The organism is Ruegeria sp. HKCCA4812 (assembly GCF_013034245.1).
Taxonomy (GTDB): domain Bacteria; phylum Pseudomonadota; class Alphaproteobacteria; order Rhodobacterales; family Rhodobacteraceae; genus Ruegeria.
Genome location: NZ_WQFQ01000003.1, coordinates 105,419 through 120,954 on the forward strand (window position 1 = coordinate 105,419; position 15,536 = coordinate 120,954).

17 protein-coding genes are annotated in these 15,536 nt (G+C 57.9%); 6 read left to right on the plus strand and 11 right to left on the minus strand.

Translation table 11 applies throughout. The annotated features are described in order from the left end of the window. From zwf to GOW04_RS10835, 3 genes are all read right to left on the minus strand, one after another. The gene (zwf, locus tag GOW04_RS10825) at positions 1-1,446 is read right to left on the minus strand and encodes a glucose-6-phosphate dehydrogenase (RefSeq protein WP_171232561.1); all 1,446 of its coding nucleotides are present in this window, start codon (positions 1,444-1,446) and stop codon (positions 1-3) included. Between the two features lie 149 nt (positions 1,447-1,595). Further along, entirely contained in the window at positions 1,596-3,839 is a 2,244-nt protein-coding gene (gene ptsP, locus GOW04_RS10830) for a phosphoenolpyruvate--protein phosphotransferase (RefSeq protein WP_171232562.1), read from the minus strand. A 46-nt stretch (positions 3,840-3,885) separates the two neighbouring features. Then, the gene (locus tag GOW04_RS10835; protein ID WP_152457283.1) at positions 3,886-5,124 is read right to left on the minus strand and encodes an aspartate kinase; all 1,239 of its coding nucleotides are present in this window, start codon (positions 5,122-5,124) and stop codon (positions 3,886-3,888) included. Positions 5,125-5,289: 165 nt separating this feature from the next. On the opposite strand from GOW04_RS10835, the gene GOW04_RS10840 reads away from it, so the two are divergent. Further along, positions 5,290-5,646 carry a hypothetical protein gene (locus tag GOW04_RS10840; RefSeq protein ID WP_171232563.1) on the plus strand — a complete coding sequence of 119 codons (357 nt, stop codon included), beginning with the start codon at positions 5,290-5,292 and terminating at the stop codon, positions 5,644-5,646. Here the strand turns inward: GOW04_RS10840 and GOW04_RS10845 are convergent. From GOW04_RS10845 to GOW04_RS10865, 5 genes are all read right to left on the minus strand, one after another. Further along, on the minus strand, positions 5,640-6,278 hold the full coding sequence (locus tag GOW04_RS10845; protein WP_171232564.1) for an SDR family NAD(P)-dependent oxidoreductase: 639 nt from the start codon (positions 6,276-6,278) through the stop codon (positions 5,640-5,642). The genes GOW04_RS10840 and GOW04_RS10845 overlap by 7 nt on opposite strands. A 2-nt stretch (positions 6,279-6,280) precedes the next feature. After that, entirely contained in the window at positions 6,281-6,736 is a 456-nt protein-coding gene (locus GOW04_RS10850; RefSeq protein WP_152457280.1) for a DUF1178 family protein, read from the minus strand. Between the two features lie 72 nt (positions 6,737-6,808). Continuing rightward, complete coding sequence (locus GOW04_RS10855) at positions 6,809-7,270, minus strand: NUDIX hydrolase (RefSeq protein WP_152457279.1); 462 nt, start codon at positions 7,268-7,270, stop codon at positions 6,809-6,811. 132 nt (positions 7,271-7,402) lie between these two features. Next, entirely contained in the window at positions 7,403-8,146 is a 744-nt protein-coding gene (locus GOW04_RS10860) for an EcsC family protein (RefSeq protein ID WP_171170805.1), read from the minus strand. Positions 8,147-8,198: 52 nt separating this feature from the next. Then, the gene (locus tag GOW04_RS10865; protein ID WP_171232565.1) at positions 8,199-8,693 is read right to left on the minus strand and encodes a GNAT family N-acetyltransferase; all 495 of its coding nucleotides are present in this window, start codon (positions 8,691-8,693) and stop codon (positions 8,199-8,201) included. 71 nt (positions 8,694-8,764) lie between these two features. Here GOW04_RS10865 and GOW04_RS10870 point away from each other — a divergent pair, with 71 nt between their 5' ends. Next, entirely contained in the window at positions 8,765-9,370 is a 606-nt protein-coding gene (locus GOW04_RS10870; protein WP_171170809.1) for a flavin reductase family protein, read from the plus strand. Next, on the plus strand, positions 9,370-10,008 hold the full coding sequence (locus tag GOW04_RS10875) for a CatB-related O-acetyltransferase (protein WP_171232566.1): 639 nt from the start codon (positions 9,370-9,372) through the stop codon (positions 10,006-10,008). The genes GOW04_RS10870 and GOW04_RS10875 overlap by 1 nt, the downstream gene beginning before the upstream one ends. 31 nt (positions 10,009-10,039) lie before the next feature. On the opposite strand, the gene GOW04_RS10880 is transcribed toward GOW04_RS10875, so the two are convergent. Then, a complete protein-coding gene (locus GOW04_RS10880; protein WP_171232567.1) occupies positions 10,040-11,674 on the minus strand; it encodes a SulP family inorganic anion transporter in 1,635 nt (544 codons plus the stop codon). Positions 11,675-11,840: 166 nt separating this feature from the next. Between GOW04_RS10880 and GOW04_RS10885 the strand changes: the two genes are divergently transcribed. After that, entirely contained in the window at positions 11,841-12,401 is a 561-nt protein-coding gene (locus GOW04_RS10885) for a hypothetical protein (RefSeq protein WP_171232568.1), read from the plus strand. A gap of 66 nt (positions 12,402-12,467) precedes the next feature. After that, on the plus strand, positions 12,468-13,340 hold the full coding sequence (locus tag GOW04_RS10890; protein ID WP_171232569.1) for an S-methyl-5'-thioadenosine phosphorylase: 873 nt from the start codon (positions 12,468-12,470) through the stop codon (positions 13,338-13,340). Positions 13,341-13,377: 37 nt separating this feature from the next. Here GOW04_RS10890 and GOW04_RS10895 read toward each other — a convergent pair whose 3' ends face one another. Then, positions 13,378-14,043 carry a hypothetical protein gene (locus tag GOW04_RS10895; protein WP_171232570.1) on the minus strand — a complete coding sequence of 222 codons (666 nt, stop codon included), beginning with the start codon at positions 14,041-14,043 and terminating at the stop codon, positions 13,378-13,380. A gap of 355 nt (positions 14,044-14,398) precedes the next feature. Here GOW04_RS10895 and GOW04_RS10900 point away from each other — a divergent pair, with 355 nt between their 5' ends. After that, positions 14,399-15,028, plus strand: a complete 630-nt coding sequence (locus tag GOW04_RS10900; RefSeq protein WP_171232571.1) for a LysE family translocator — start codon at positions 14,399-14,401, stop codon at positions 15,026-15,028. A gap of 7 nt (positions 15,029-15,035) precedes the next feature. Here GOW04_RS10900 and GOW04_RS10905 read toward each other — a convergent pair whose 3' ends face one another. Next, positions 15,036-15,209, minus strand: a complete 174-nt coding sequence (locus GOW04_RS10905; RefSeq protein WP_171117543.1) for a hypothetical protein — start codon at positions 15,207-15,209, stop codon at positions 15,036-15,038. Positions 15,210-15,536 lie beyond the last annotated feature (327 nt).

Sequence of the window (15,536 nt, forward strand, 5' to 3'; positions counted from 1 at the left end):
TTACCCTCCGATCTGACGCCAGCGGCGCCCATCGCGATGCATCAGCATCAATGCTTCTTCGGGGCCTGAACTGCCCTGATCGTATCGGGATGGGCGGTCTCCGCGCTGCTCCCAGCCCTGAATGATGGGGTCGACCCAGGCCCAGGCGGCCTCGGCCTCGTCCCCACGCATGAACAGTGTCTGATCGCCACGGATGACATCCATGATCAGCCGCTCATAAGCGTCGGGGGCTTGCGCTTCGGCCCCAAGCGCATCGGCAAAACTCATGTCCAACGCGACATCCGACAACCGGAAGCCCCCTGGCCCCGGATCCTTGATCGTGGTGCGCAGGGTGATGCCTTCGTCAGGCTGCAACCGGATCACCAGAACGTTTCCGTGCAGAGGGCCGACATTGGGAAAAATCGTGTGCGGCGGATCGCGGAAGAACACCGCAATTTCGGATTCCCGCGAGCGCAGACGCTTGCCAGTGCGCAGATAGAACGGCACACCTGCCCAACGCCAGTTGCCGATATGAACCTTGAGGGCGATGAAGCTTTCGGTTCGGCTGGCAGGGTTGCCGACATGATCGACATAACCGCCCTCGCCCTTTTCGGCCCGGTACTGACCGCGCGCGATGTCAGACTGGGCCACGGGCTCCAGCGCTTCGATCACCTTGACCTTTTCATCGCGCACCGCGTTGGGTGAGAATTTCGACGGCGGTTCCATTGCGGTCAGACACAGCAACTGAACCAGATGGTTCTGGACCATGTCCCGCATTGCGCCGGACTGATCGTAATAGGTCCCGCGCCCTTCGACGCTTACGGTCTCGGCCACCGTGATCTGCACGTGGTCGATATGGGTCGAATTCCATAGCGGTTCGAACAGCGAGTTGGCAAAGCGCAGCGCCATCAGGTTCTGAACGGTCTCTTTGCCCAGATAATGGTCGATCCGGTAAATCTGATGTTCTTCGAAACAGGCGCGCAAGCCTTCGTTCAGCGCCTTCGCCGAGGCAAGATCGTGCCCAAATGGTTTTTCGACGACAATTCGGCTGTCCGGTGTCGCAAGACCGGCGTCATGCAGCCGCTGCGCGATACCCGAAAAAAGGCTTGGACCAACGGACAAATAAAAGGCCCGCACGACGTCTTCGCGCATCCGTTCTTTCAGGTCGGACCACCCGGCCTCGCCCAGCGCATCCACGGGCACATATTCGACATGGGCAAGAAACCGATCCAATGTTTCCCGGGAAAAACCGGGCGCGAACTGTTCCATCGATTTGCGGACCTGATCGCGAAACCCGTCATTGTCGATATCAGAGCGTGCCGTACCGATGATCCGCGCGCCGTCGGGCATTTGCCCGACCTCGAAGCGATGGTACAGGCCCGGCAGGATTTTACGCTGCGCCAGATCGCCGGTCGCACCGAAGAGTACCAGATCAAATGGCTCTACCGGAATTACGCGTGAAACCATCACAGGCTCCTTCTGAATTTGCCGATATCAGCTTAGCACGGCGTGATACCCCGCAAAACCTGACATGTTATCGCTAACACTGCCTGTCTATTAGAAAGTCGCCCATGAAAAATCAAGCATAGTTTGAAGAAACCGTGCCGTTTAGCGCATCAGGTCTGATGGCGCAGCCAGTCCATGACCGAAGGACGCACCGATTGCTCTCCGCGGTGGCGCGCGTCAGCGATGATTTTGCGAACCTCCGTCAGATTGGACCGCAACAGCAGGCTTTTGACCGGGCCGATCGAGGCAGGCCGCATCGACAGCGTCCGTATCCCCATCGCCGCAAGGCACACGGCCTCTACCGGGCGGCCTGCATCTTCACCACAGAAGCTGAGCGGCGTGTCCGAGATATCGCAGCGTTCGACGATGCGTTCCATCAGGCTCAGGAAGCTGACATTCAGCGTGTCATAGCGGCGCCGGACCAGTTCGTTCTCACGGTCAGCAGCAAAGAAGAACTGCTTTAGATCGTTCCCGCCTATCGAAATGAAGTCCACTTCGTCAAAGAACTTCTGCGGCGCAAAGGCCAGCGACGGCGTTTCCAGCATCGCGCCAACTTCAAGCATCTCGGGCAGCACATGACCCAATCGTTTTTCCCGCTCGATGGTTTTGTTCACTTCCCAGCGGGCTTCGCGATATTCCTCGGCCTGCGCGACAAAAGGGAACATGATGGTCAGCGGTCGACCATTGGCGGCGCGCAGCAGGGCCTGCAACTGCATCCGCATGACGCCGCGCTTGTCCAGACCGACCCGAATGGCGCGCCAGCCCAGCGCCGGGTTTGGTTCCGCCACGTGCTTCATATAGGGCAGAACCTTGTCCGACCCGATATCGAGTGTGCGGAATACCACCCTTTTGCCACCAGCCGCGTCCAGAACGCGCTGATACTGGCTGACCAGTTCTGACCGTTTCGGCATCTGGTTGCGGATCAGGAATTGCAGTTCAGTGCGGAACAGGCCAACGCCCTCGGCGCCCGAGGTGCCAAGCGATGGCAGGTCGGCCATCAGACCTGCATTCATCACAAGGTTGATACGCGATCCGTCCCGCGTCACGCAGGGTGTTTCGCGGATCGACGCATAACGTTCCTGCGCCTTTGCCTGCATCGCGATCTTGTCGCGGAAGGCACTGACCACGCTGTCTTCCGGGCGCAGATGCACAACGCCCTGATCACCATCCACCAGAATGTGATCTCCGTTCAGGGCCTCGGTGGTGATCCGGCCTACATGCACGACCAAAGGAATCGCAAGCGCCCGCGCAACAATCGTGGCATGACTGCCGACGGAGCCTTCTTCAAGCACGATCCCCTTCAGCGCACGTCCGTATTCCAGCAAGTCGCCAGGGCCGATATTTCGCGCGATCAGGATCGGATCGGGTGGCAGATCAGCACTGTCCGTCTTGCCTTGCCCGGTCAGGATGCGCAGCAGGCGATTGCTGAGATCGTCCAGATCCGCAAGACGTTCACGCAAGTACGGATCGGTGACCTGCCCCATGCGCGCGCGGGCCTGGGATTGTTCTTTTTCCACCGCGGCTTCGGCGCTGAGACCCAGGGCTATGTCTTCCTCCATCCGCCGCATCCAGCCTTTGGAATTGGCAAACATGCGGTAAGCTTCCAGAACCTTCAGCTGTTCCTTGTCGCCGCCCTGCGAAATTTCGAGCATCTTGTCGACGCCGACGCGCAATTCCTCCACCGCCTCGACCAGACGTTCGCGCTCTTTGTGCGGGTCTTCGGCAATGGGGTTGGTAACCACCACGCGGGGTTCGTGCAGCCAGACATGCCCTTCGGCAGACCCTTCCTGCGCCGGGCCGCCGCGCAGCAGAACCGATTGCTGGTGCAGGGGTGACAGGGCCGCGCCTTCGCCGACAAAAGCGCCAAGCTCGGCCATTTCGGCCAGCACCATGGCCACCACTTCCAGCGCATAGACCTCATCGGCGGAAAACTCGCGCGCCTCGCGGGACTGGACGACCAGAACGCCCAGCTTTTCCCCAAGGCGCTGAACCGGCACACCAAGGAACGAGGAATATCGTTCCTCGCCGGTTTCCGGCATGTAACGGAAGCCCTTGGCCGACGGCGCGTCGGCGGTGTTGACGACCTTGCCGAACTTGGCGACCCGCCCCACAAGACCTTCGCCCATGCGCATCCGGGTTTTGTGGACCGCTTCCGGAGACAGCCCCTCGGTCGCGCAAAGTTCCAGCGTGTCTTCATCGCGAAACAGGTAGATGGAACACACTTCGGCCCTGATGCTGTCGGCAATCAGGTGCGTGATCCGGTCAAGACGTTCCTGACCGGCGGCTTCGCTCGCCATTTCTTCGCGCAACCGCCGCAACAGCTTGCGGGATTCTGTTTCCGTGCCGTCCGCCATGGCCCAACCGATTTAGTGTGTCAGGCGATACCTTTGGCCGATAAGCTCAGGCCGCCTTGTCCAGTTCAAAGGCATCATGCAGTGCCTGAACAGCAAGTTCCATGTATTTCCTGTCGACAAGCACGGAAATTTTGATCTCGGAGGTTGTAATGACCTTGATGTTGATCCCCTCATCCGAGAGCACCTTGAACATCTTGGCCGCCACGCCCGATTGCGAGCGCATCCCGATACCCACAACCGAGACCTTGCAGACATCAGTATCTGCAACCAGTTCGGCATAGTTCAGCTCGCCCTTTTCCTTGATCGCCAGCAGCGCTTTTTCGGCGCGGGCCACCTGATCGGTGGGACAGGAAAAGGTCATGTCCGTACGCCCCTCGTCCGAGATGTTCTGGACGATCATGTCGACATTCACCCCCTCTTCGCTGAGCGCTGAGAAGATGGTCGTGGCGATGCCCGGTCGGTCGGCCACGGAAACAACTGTCATCTTGGCTTCGTCGCGGGAATAGGCCACACCGGCCACAACATTGGATTCCATAATATCCTCCTCGTCGCAGACCAGCGTGCCGGCCTCATCGGATTGTTCTTCAAAGCTTGAGAGAACGCGCAGTTTGACTTTGTACCGCATCGCAAGTTCGACCGAGCGGGTTTGCAGAACCTTGGCACCAAGCGACGCCAGTTCCAGCATTTCTTCGAACGAGATGCGGTCCAGCTTACGTGCCTTTTCGCAGATGCGCGGATCGGTGGTATAGACGCCATCAACGTCCGTATAGATGTCGCAGCGTTCGGCGTCGAAGGCTGCTGCAAAGGCAACCGCCGTTGTATCCGACCCACCCCGGCCCAATGTCGTGATCCGGCCTTCCGGGCTGATGCCCTGGAACCCGGCAACCACGGCAACACGCATACCTTCGCTGAATTTCTGGTTCAGGTTCTCGGTCGGAATTTCCTCGATCCGCGCTTGACTGTGCGCGCTGGTGGTCAGCAGCGGCACCTGCCAGCCCTGCCAGCTGCGCGCGGGGATGTCCATTTCCTGCAAGGTCAGGGCCATCAGGCCAGCGGTTACGTTCTCGCCCGAGGACACGACGGCATCGTATTCCCTGGCGTCGAACAGAGGCGACGTTTCGTTCACCCAGCCCACAAGCTCGTTGGTCTTGCCCGACATGGCCGAGACGATGACGATCACGTCATAGCCCTTGGCAACTTCAACGCCGATACGTTTGGCGGCGCGGCGGATGCGGTCCAGATTGGCGACCGATGTGCCGCCGAATTTCATTACGAGTACGGGCATGGGGGCAAAAGTCTCCGCGCCTTGGATTAGAAGTTCCGTGCCTCATAAGCGAGGGGCACCGCAAGGGCAAGGGCGCAAAGCGGTCGCCCCTGCGGCGCAGGGCCGCTTTACATTGCACTGGCGCAATGTCAGCCTAAGGACACCAACCAGATCAAGAGGTTCTTCATGTTTCGCCTAGCCCTCGCCTTAGTCCTATTGTCATCGCCTGCACTGGCCCAGGTCGCGAGTGTCGCCGGGACAGATGGCAAGAACGCGCTGGGCACAATACCCTGCGCTGCAAATGCCGGTGATCCCGTACAAAGCTGCCACGCCGAACTGCGCCGCCATGATGACGGAAACATAACGGTCGCAGTGGCCCTGGGAGGCGGACATGTGCGCAATATCTATTTCAAGGATGGTGTGCCGGAATCCAGCAATTCGACCTCGAAAATCTCACATGAAACGCGAGGCGATATGATGGTGGTCTACATTGAACCTGGTGAGGTCTTCGAAATCCCCAAAGCCGCATTGACCTCTCAGTAGGCGTGCGGTTGCCCGTCATAGGTTTCAAAACAGCCCGTTGTGCTTAGCGACAAGGCATCAAATCGTTCAATCAGGCCGGACACGGCCTGATCCACATCGATATCCGCCGCTGCACCGCCCATATCCGTCTGAACCCAGCCCGGATGATAGATGCCGACGGCAATCCCGTCATCTTTGAGATCCATCGCCAGATTCCGCCCAAGGTTCAGAGCCGCCGCCTTGGATGCGCGGTAGATATAACTGCCACCCGGCGCAAGTGTGTGCGACGCCATTTTCGACGAAAGGATCGCAACTTTACCGCCCGCGGCGCGCAGGTTGGGCAAAAGGGTCTGTATCGTCAGAAAGACCCCCGTGACATTTACCGCAAAGCTGTGCGCCCACATGTCGGCCGGATAGCCATCGATCGAATGCCCCTTGTCCAGATACACGCCGGCATTGCAGACCAGCAGGTCGACAGGCTGGTCTTTCATCTGTTCTGCCATGGCTGATTGCTGCGCGGGATCGGCCACATCCAGACGCACCTGCATGCTGCCGTCACGCGCCGTCCCAGTGACTTTGTCCCCCCGGTTCACGTAACCCTTTGCCAGGGCTTGCCCGATGCCGCGATTGGCGCCGGTGATCATGATGTGCATGATCAATTGGTCTTTCTGCTGGGGACAAACGGCAGCGGAGCCACCGGCACGCCATCTTCGATCAGGGATTTCGCCTCATCCAGCTTGGCTTCTCCGTAAATGGCACGCTCCGGCGCCTCGCCCAAATGAATCTTGCGCGCCTCGCTGGCGAAATCTTTCCCGACATAATCCGAGTTTTCTTCGACATGGCGGCGCATCTCGGCCAAAACCTTCTCGACTTCGGGCGATGGGGTGGCAACGTCGATCTTTTGTTCCGGGGCGGAACGGATTTCACTTTCCTTCCGGGCATTCCGAGCCGGGCGGACGCGTGGCGTCATGACCGCTTTCTCGACCTGCGTGCACCCGCAAACCGCGCAGGTGACCATACCCACAGAGGCCAGCTTGTCATAGGCTTCTGCGGATTGGAACCAACTGTCGAAACTGTGGCCTTCGCTGCATTTCAACGCGTATTGAATCATGTTCAGTCCAAAAAAACGATTGGCGAATAGATACCGATCAAGATGACAATATCAAGCCTATCAGATGCTACTTTAATGTGAGTACGGCTTAAAGTCGCGCAACAATTCAGCAAGCTCATGAGAATCGACCTTTAGCGCTGCTTTTTTCGGCGAAAACCATTTGCGCCGACGCTCGGTCTTTTCCGGGTATTCCTGCGACACAGTACTTACATGCACTGGAAAAACATCCACCAGACACAAGGATGGGGGCCGGTTAGAATGATGTTTGTGGTGCAGGAACTGCCCCAGTCGCGCCCCGTTGATCCGGCCAGATACGCCCGCCTCTTCCCAAGCCTCTTGCAATGCGGTTTCCTGTGGGCTCAGACCGGGGATGAGCCATCCTTTGGGAATGATCCATCGCCGCGACTTGCGTGTCGTGACCAACAAAACCTTGGGTCGGCCGCGCTTGATCCGGAAACATAAAGCCGAGGATTGCCGCAAAACTGGCTGCCTTGCAGCTTTTGGAAGGTCATGAAGCAACAATCGTGCTTTCATCGAGCGACGCTCCCTTTCGGTCGAACGTCAGCCATCCAAATTGGTACGCTCACCTAATCTAGCGGCCGACACCTGCAATCATACCACATGATGTATCACACGCCAAGTCACTCGCGTCGCCCAAGATATCGCCTACATTCGGGCAGAAAGCCGCCGTGCCAGATCCTCATGGGGGATGTCAGCGTCAATTGCCAGCCGGCGCAAACCGAAATGCACGCGCGCTATTTGCTGATAATAGCGCGTGTAGACATAGTTCGTGCCACCGCCGGCCAATGCCCCCAGCACAGGAACGGACTGTGCTGCAAGCTTTTGCCCCAGTACTATCGAAAAACGCGGCGCAACAGCGGCAATCAGGCGTTGCATGGCCGGTCCGGTCAGGGTCAGCCGGACCGAGAAAAAACCCAGGTCTGCTCCATCATCATGCGACAATGGTCCAGCTGCCGACAAGACGCGGACGCAATCGAACTTTACGTTTTCGGCAGAGGGATCAAACCCCTCGCGCGCGGCGGCCCCCTGAATAGCGCGTAGCAGCATCGCGGTTGTCGCGGGCAGCTCCATCAGGGCTGTCGAAACACCGCCCAGCCCCCCGGCCGCACCCATGGCAGTCGTCACTGCGGTATTGACCCAGGGCTGCTGATCAGGAACCGCGCGCCGCGAACCCTCGGCCGCATGCATCGCCAGCCATAACGCCTGCTCGGTTGCGCCTGTCAGGCCATTCCGAACGGGTTCTGGCAATTGCTCCAGCAATGACTCGGCTGATCCCCCAAGTTTATTGAGAAGTTTCACGCCAGCCCCTCCGGCCGATCGGTAGTGATCCGCCAAACGATCCAGTTCGGCCTCGGTATCCACGTTTTCAACAAGAACAACGTTCTGCATTCACGCCCTCCTGCCTTTCAACATCGGCGTTGCGCAGCATGGTTTCAATAGGTCAGCGGCACCAACGTGTCACCGCGCCCTGAACCCCGGACCAGGCGCCGGGCACTAGTTCCAGCCCCAAAACCCGGTCAGGGTTGGTGGGCGGAGGCATCTCGACCGCGTGCAATCGCGTGAAACCGAACCGGCTGTAATAGGGCTCATCCCCGACCAGCATGACCCTTTGCCAACCGCGAGTGTGCCCCGCTTCGACTCCGGCATGTATCAGATATCCGCCAAGGCCTTCACCTTGGTGGGTGGGGTGCACGGCAACCGGCCCCAGCAGCAGAGCATCACGATCACCGACATGAACCGGCCAGAACCGGATCGCACCGGCCAGAATCCCCTGACCGTCGCGCGCGACCAAAGACAAGCCCGCAACCGGCGGCACATCATCACGCAAGCGGTAGGACGACAAAGCCTCGCGACCCGGCGCAAAACACAGGTCATATAGCGCTTCGACCTCCCACCAGTCGTCCGGCTCTTCCGGCCTGATCCCGAATTGCTGCACCCTGCCCTCATTTACTTGCTGGCAATCGCCCTAGCACTTCGCTACGCCTTGGGCAAACGCTTGGAGATCAGATGTTCTACCGCCCCGAAGACGGCCACGGATTGCCGCACAACCCGTTCAACGCCATCATCACACCGCGCCCGATTGGCTGGATTTCGACTCGGGACGCGGATGGGGTCAACAATCTGGCACCCTATTCCTTCTTTAACGGCGTCGCCTATACGCCACCGCAGGTCATGTTTGCCTCGACCGGCACCAAACAGGATCAGAACGCCGGAAAGGACAGCATCGCCAATATCGAGGCCACGGGCGTGTTTTGCGTAAATGTCGTGGCCCATGCGCATCGGGACGCAATGAATGCAAGTTCGGCCGGGTTGCCGAAAGAAGTTGATGAGTTTTCGCATGCCGGGCTTTCACCCATAGAATGCGAAACCATACCCTGCGCACGGATCGAAGGGGTCCCAGCTGCGTTGGAATGCAAGCTGACCCAGATCGTCACGCTGCCCGGTGAAGCCAATCGGGTGGTGTTTGGCGAGGTGACGGGTGTGCACCTGCACGACGATCACATTCGGGACGGCAAGTTTGACGTGACCTCGTTCCAACCTTTGGCGCGGCTCGGGTATCGCGATTACTCCGTCGTTTCCGAGTTGTTCAGCCTTTCGAGACCGGATGACTGATGCCACTGCCTGACGCTGCGCGCCGATATCCTGTCACTCTGCCAGATGGTACGGAACACAAAGGAACAGCCTTTCTGTCACAGGTGATCGACCACCCCAGAATTCAGGTGGGCGATTACACCTATGCGTCAGATTTTGACGCGCCCGAGGATTGGGCCAATCGTTTGGCGCCTTACCTTTTCGAGTTCTCGCGCGAAAAGCTGGTTTTGGGAAAGTTTTGCCAAATTGCCCATGGCGTCCGCTTTGTGACAGCTTCGGCAAATCACGCAACGGATGGGATAACCTGTTTTCCCTTTCCGGTTTTCGATCCGGAACGGATGCTGGAATATCAGCCAGACGTCCGGGACACCCTAGTCGGCAACGATGTCTGGATCGGCTATGGCGCGCTGATCATGCCTGGAGCCAGTATCGGTGACGGAGCGATAATTGGTGCGGGTTCAGTTGTTCGCGGGACAATCCCGCCTTATTCGGTTGTCACCGGCAATCCTGCCGAGGTAAGGCGGTATCGTTTTGACGCCGGCAAGATCGAGCGGTTGCTTGCTTTGAAGTGGTGGGATTGGCCAGCCGAATTGATCATCGAAGCCGAAAGCGTCCTGTTGAGGGGAGATATCGAAAACCTGGAGCGTCTGGCCCTTTGAAAAAGGCGGCTTGTTCAGCCGCCTTTCAAAGTCAGTGCCCGCCCAGAATGCCGGTGCGGACAGAGTAGTCCACCGCCAGTTCGTAATCCGGATCATCATCACTGTCGACCATGAGGTGTCCCGCTTTTTTCAGCAGTTTGTGACAGTCACGGCTCAGGTGACGCAGCATGACCCGTTTACCTGCCGCCTCGTATTTTGCGGCGATGTTTTCGATGGCTTGCAGGGCGGACTGATCCACCACGCGGCTTTCGGCGAAGTCGATGATAACGGTTTCGGGGTCATTCGGGACGTCGAACAGTTCGATAAATCCCTCAGAGGATCCAAAGAACAGCGGCCCCTGAATCTCATAGACTTTCGCGCCTTTCTCGGTCTCGGAGTCACGCGTGACCGCATGAATGCGCTTGGCATTGTTCCAGGCATAGGCCAGCGCCGAGACGATGACGCCGACCACAACGGCAACGGCCAAGTCCTCCATCACCGTTACGACGGTGACCAGAACGATGACGAAGGCATCGGTCATTGGCACTTTGCGCAGAATTTTGAATGAGTTCCACGCAAAGGTGCCGATCACAACCATGAACATCACGCCAACCAGCGCGGCCAGCGGGATTTGTTCGATCAGGGGTGATGCGAACAGGATGAAGATCAGCAGGAAAAGCGCTGCTGCAATTCCGGCAATACGAGTACGCCCGCCGGATTTCACGTTGATCATCGACTGCCCGATCATCGCGCAACCGCCCATGCCGCCGAAAAATCCGGTCACGATATTCGACGCGCCCTGCGCGATGCATTCCTGAGACGCCCCACCACGCTTGCCTGTGATCTCACCCACGAGGTTCAAGGTCAGCAGGGATTCGATCAGGCCGATGGCGGCCAGAATGACTGCATATGGCAGGATGATCTCAAAGGTTTCCCAGTTCAGAGGTACCATTGGAATATGGAACGAAGGCAGGCCGCCTTCAATCGATGCCAGATCGCCGACGCGCGGCACATCGAGGCCAAAGCCGATCACGATTGCCGCGACAACCAGAATACCAGCCAGCGGCGCAGGAATGAGGCGTGTAATCCGGGGCATGATCCAGATCACTGCCATTGTCAGCCCGACAAGTCCCAGCATGGTGTAAAGCTGCATCCCGGACAGCCATTCGCCGCCGCCCATGCCATGACCGGTATTTTCCATGGTTCCGGGCACTTTGAACTGTCCCATCTGGGCAAGAAAGATCACGATGGCCAGACCGTTCACAAAGCCCAGCATGACAGGATGCGGCACCAAACGGATGAAGCGCCCCCAATGCATCGCCCCGGCGATGACCTGAAGGATTCCCATAAGAACAACGGTCGCGAACAGGTATTCAACCCCATGTTCGGCCACCAGTGCCACCATGACAACCGCAAGTGCGCCGGTCGCACCCGAGATCATGCCCGGTCGTCCACCGATCAGTGCCGTGATCAAACCGACCAAAAACGCCGCATAAAGACCGACCAGCGGGTGCACGCCCGCCACAAAGGCAAAGGCCACCGCCTCGGGCACCAGTGCAAGAGCAACCGTCAGGCCGGACAGCAGCTCAATCCGCAGGCGTGAGAAGGTCAGCCCTTCATCTGGAACCCAGCGCAGATCGGGAATGGCGAGGCGATTGGCAAAGCTTGCCAGCAAGGCTCGAGGCATCAGACAGTCCTATAGGATTATATGTTCGCGCGAAGGCGTCGTTGTAGCTGGCGCGCCGGCATTGAGCTACTGCATAAAACGGGATGCAGCCATGCGTGTGACGCATACGTGGCGCTCGCGGCAAGTTGATTTGCAGAACCATGATGAAGCCACAACATGTGAGGCCATGCGTTGGATCCTCTTCTTACTGTTCCCGGCCCTTCCCGTCCTTGCACAGGATTTGGATGGCAATGACACGGCCGGCAACTGGCGGGTAACGCATCACGAGATTTTCGGCATCTGGAATTCGATTTGTGACGAGCGCGAAGAAGACGGTGCCCTGCGGCAGCGGTGCTACATCCGACGGGCAGAGGTGTTTTCCTTTCGGCCAAAATTTGCGGCACAGTTCGTTTTCATTACGCCCGAACCTGAAGGTTTCAAAGTTGAATTCGGGATCGAGCCGGGCACTTTCTTCAACCCATCCGGATTTCGCATCGACAACGGCGAAGAAGCCATATGGCGCACGCGGCGCCCCGGATGCCTGACCGGGCTTGGCTGTACCTTCGAAGACCAACGCGCCAAGGCGCTTTTGGATGCCATGCTAACCGGCGATGCGTTCCGCTTCGTGTTCCGAGACCGGCACGGACAATCACAGGATCTGACCTGGTCTCTGGGCATGTTTGGCGCGGCCTGGGATGATTTCACCTTGCAATCGCAGCAGCGCAACCTGTTGACGATACGGGAATAGGCCTCTTGTCAAATCCGGGCTGAACCCGCACAAATTCAACATCAGTTATTCAGGCGGAGCAGGACAGTGACCCAAACCAGGATAGCCGTCATCGGCGGATCGGGCATCTATGACATCGATGGGCTGGAAAACCCGGAATGGGTAGAGGTTGAGACCCCTTGGGGAACGCCGTCAGACCAGATCCTGACCGGGTCGCTGGGCGGTGTCGATATGGCCTTTCTACCACGTCATGGGCGCGGTCATGTGCATTCGCCCACCGATGTACCTTATCGCGCCAATATCGATGCGCTGAAACGGTTGGGCGTGACGGACGTGATCTCAGTTTCCGCATGCGGGTCGTTCCGCGAACATATGGCACCGGGTGACTTCGTGATCGTCGATCAGTTCATCGATCGCACTTTTGCACGGGACAAGAGCTTTTTCGGAACCGGCTGCGTTGCCCATGTCAGTGTTGCTCATCCCACCTGCCCACGCCTGTCGGACGCATGCGAGACGGCAGGTAAGGCCGCCGGCATCACCATCCACCGGGGCGGCACCTATCTGGCGATGGAGGGCCCTCAGTTTTCCAGCCTTGCGGAATCCAGGATGTATCGCGAGCAATGGGGCTGTGACGTGATCGGCATGACCAACATGCCCGAGGCGAAACTCGCCCGCGAGGCCGAGCTGTGTTACGCGTCGATCGCGATGGTCACCGACTATGACAGCTGGCACCCGGACCATGGCGAGGTGGACGTGACCACGATCATCGCCACCCTGACCGGCAATGCCGAAAAAGGCCGCGCACTTGTCAAGGGCCTGCCATCCCTTCTGGGGGCCGAACGAGCACCCTGCCCGCATGGCTGCGACCGGGCGCTGGAATACGCGATCCTGACCGCACCGGAAAACCGCGATCCAGCGCTTTTGGCCAAGTTGGATGCGGTGGCCGGGCGTATTCTATAAGACCGACTCGAGAAAATCGGCTAGGGCCTCAATGACCTCAATGGATGCGAACGATGCCCCAGTCGCCCTTTGAGCTAGCTAGCCAACCAACATTTAGCACGGATTGAAGCGAGACAGGTTTTGGACATGCATCTTCGCAGCCATCAAATACCACCGAAGTCTGAGACATTTGAACCATTACCTGTTTTTCGTCGGAAACCGGATCGAAGAAGATGGTTTCTACAAGAAAAACAGAGTAGTTGGGGTTCGCAGCGGTTTCCTCAACAAGAGACCTGCACGTGCTTCTGAATGACATACCCTCGCGGGCACTCCAGAACCTTTTTTGGAATTCCCACTTGGCACTCTCATCCGAGAATTTCATGGAATTTACGATTTTCTCACCGACGTAGTCGGTTACGGCATCCATGGCACCGTTCCAGCCGATTGCCACAAGGCTAAGGCTGGTGAAGGAGACATCTTCCGGGCCAGATTCGTTCCCCCCAACAAACAAATTACATATCTTTGTGGGTCTAAATCTTCCGGTTGAATGATCCAAGGCATAAGCCGCACCAAGCACAGGCGCATGTAGTGAACCCTTCGGAACAATGAGCTTCTGGTATTGTAAATCCAGTTCATTCGCATTCAATACAAGCGTTTTACCAGCGCCCATAATTGCCAGCGCTCCAGCAACAATGACAGCATTGCGTAAACTGATAACAGACATCCCAAGCCCTCCGAACTAGTTCTGAGGTTTAGGGCAGCATAACGACCCTCCGCAGTTGAAGTAACCGTCTGGGCAGGCTTTGGTGGCAGTCGGCATCAGCAACACGATCAACAAAAAAATAGAAACGGCAAGTTTCATGACGAACCTCCTTTAAAATGAACTTAAAAAAACGGGGTAATCATAGCACAAATTGAATATTTTGTCCCCAAAACCCCCAGAACACGAACAAGCAATTGACTAAATTTGTGATTCACGGGAAATGAGAGCTGGCTTACGGGACATTCACGCGGCACAAGCAGGTTGACCCTAGGTGCTGATTCTCTCAATCTCGGGCGATCTGATCAGGAATTTGACGATGCAACTCGATCTCTGGCTGGCCTTTGTTGCTGCATCCACCGCCCTGCTGCTGATCCCGGGCCCGACGGTGTTGCTCGTTCTCAGCTATGCCCTGTCCAAGGGGCGCAGTGTCGCCGTCGCGTCCGCCACAGGTGTTGCGGTGGGCGATCTTGTGGCCATGACCGCATCTTTGCTGGGGCTTGGCGCGCTTGTTCTTGCATCGGCAACCCTGTTTTCCGTGCTGAAATGGGTCGGCGCGGCCTATCTGGTCTGGCTTGGGGTAAAGCTGTTGCGCAGCGCACCAGCCGGTGGATTGAGCACGGTCGACACCGGGCGAGATGTCACCGCGCGCAGCGTATTCGGCCACGCAGCCGCCGTTACTGCCCTGAACCCGAAATCCATCGCCTTCTTCATTGCCTTTGTGCCACAGTTCATACGCCCTGTTGATCCGCTTGGACCTCAGTTCGTCATCCTGATTGCCACATTCGTCGGGCTGGCCTGGTTGAATGCGTTGGCCTACGCGCTGTTGGCTGACAGGTTGCGGCGGCTGATCGGTCGCGCCAGCGTAATCACTGCGATGACACGGTTTGGCGGGTTGACCTTGATCGGCATGGGCATGGCCACGGCGGTCCTGCGCCGACCGGTCTGATACCGCATCAGTCTTCGGCGTGTTCTTTCATGAATCCACGGATAAATCTGCGGATTTCGCGCGCAGCCGACGTGTCCAGTTCTTTGCAAAGCTCGACAAACGAGTCACGTTCGTCCCTGTCGAGGCGCAAGACCAACTGACTGTTTTTCTTGGTCGATCCTTTGCCTTCATTCCTGGCCACGTGTATCTTCCCAACGAAGTTATGCTCTATCTGTCGATGCCGTGTAATTCATAGCATAGTTTTTGTCGTTATCGGGCACTTAACGGCAAGGACAGGAAATTGACACTGAACCTTGCCACCTTCGGGCCGTTCTTGAGCCGGTTCCTCCCAATTGAAGCCGACCGCGCCTGTGACCCGGACATGTCGAATTGCAAACCGAACAGATTGCTCATTGCGCTTCCGGAAATCCAAGCGCTGGGGGCTGTTTGGAACAGGTGGCAGCAAGCAAGAAAATGGGTCGGAGACTTATCATGGCCGGCGCGCGGGTTGCCTCGGTTTTTGACTGCT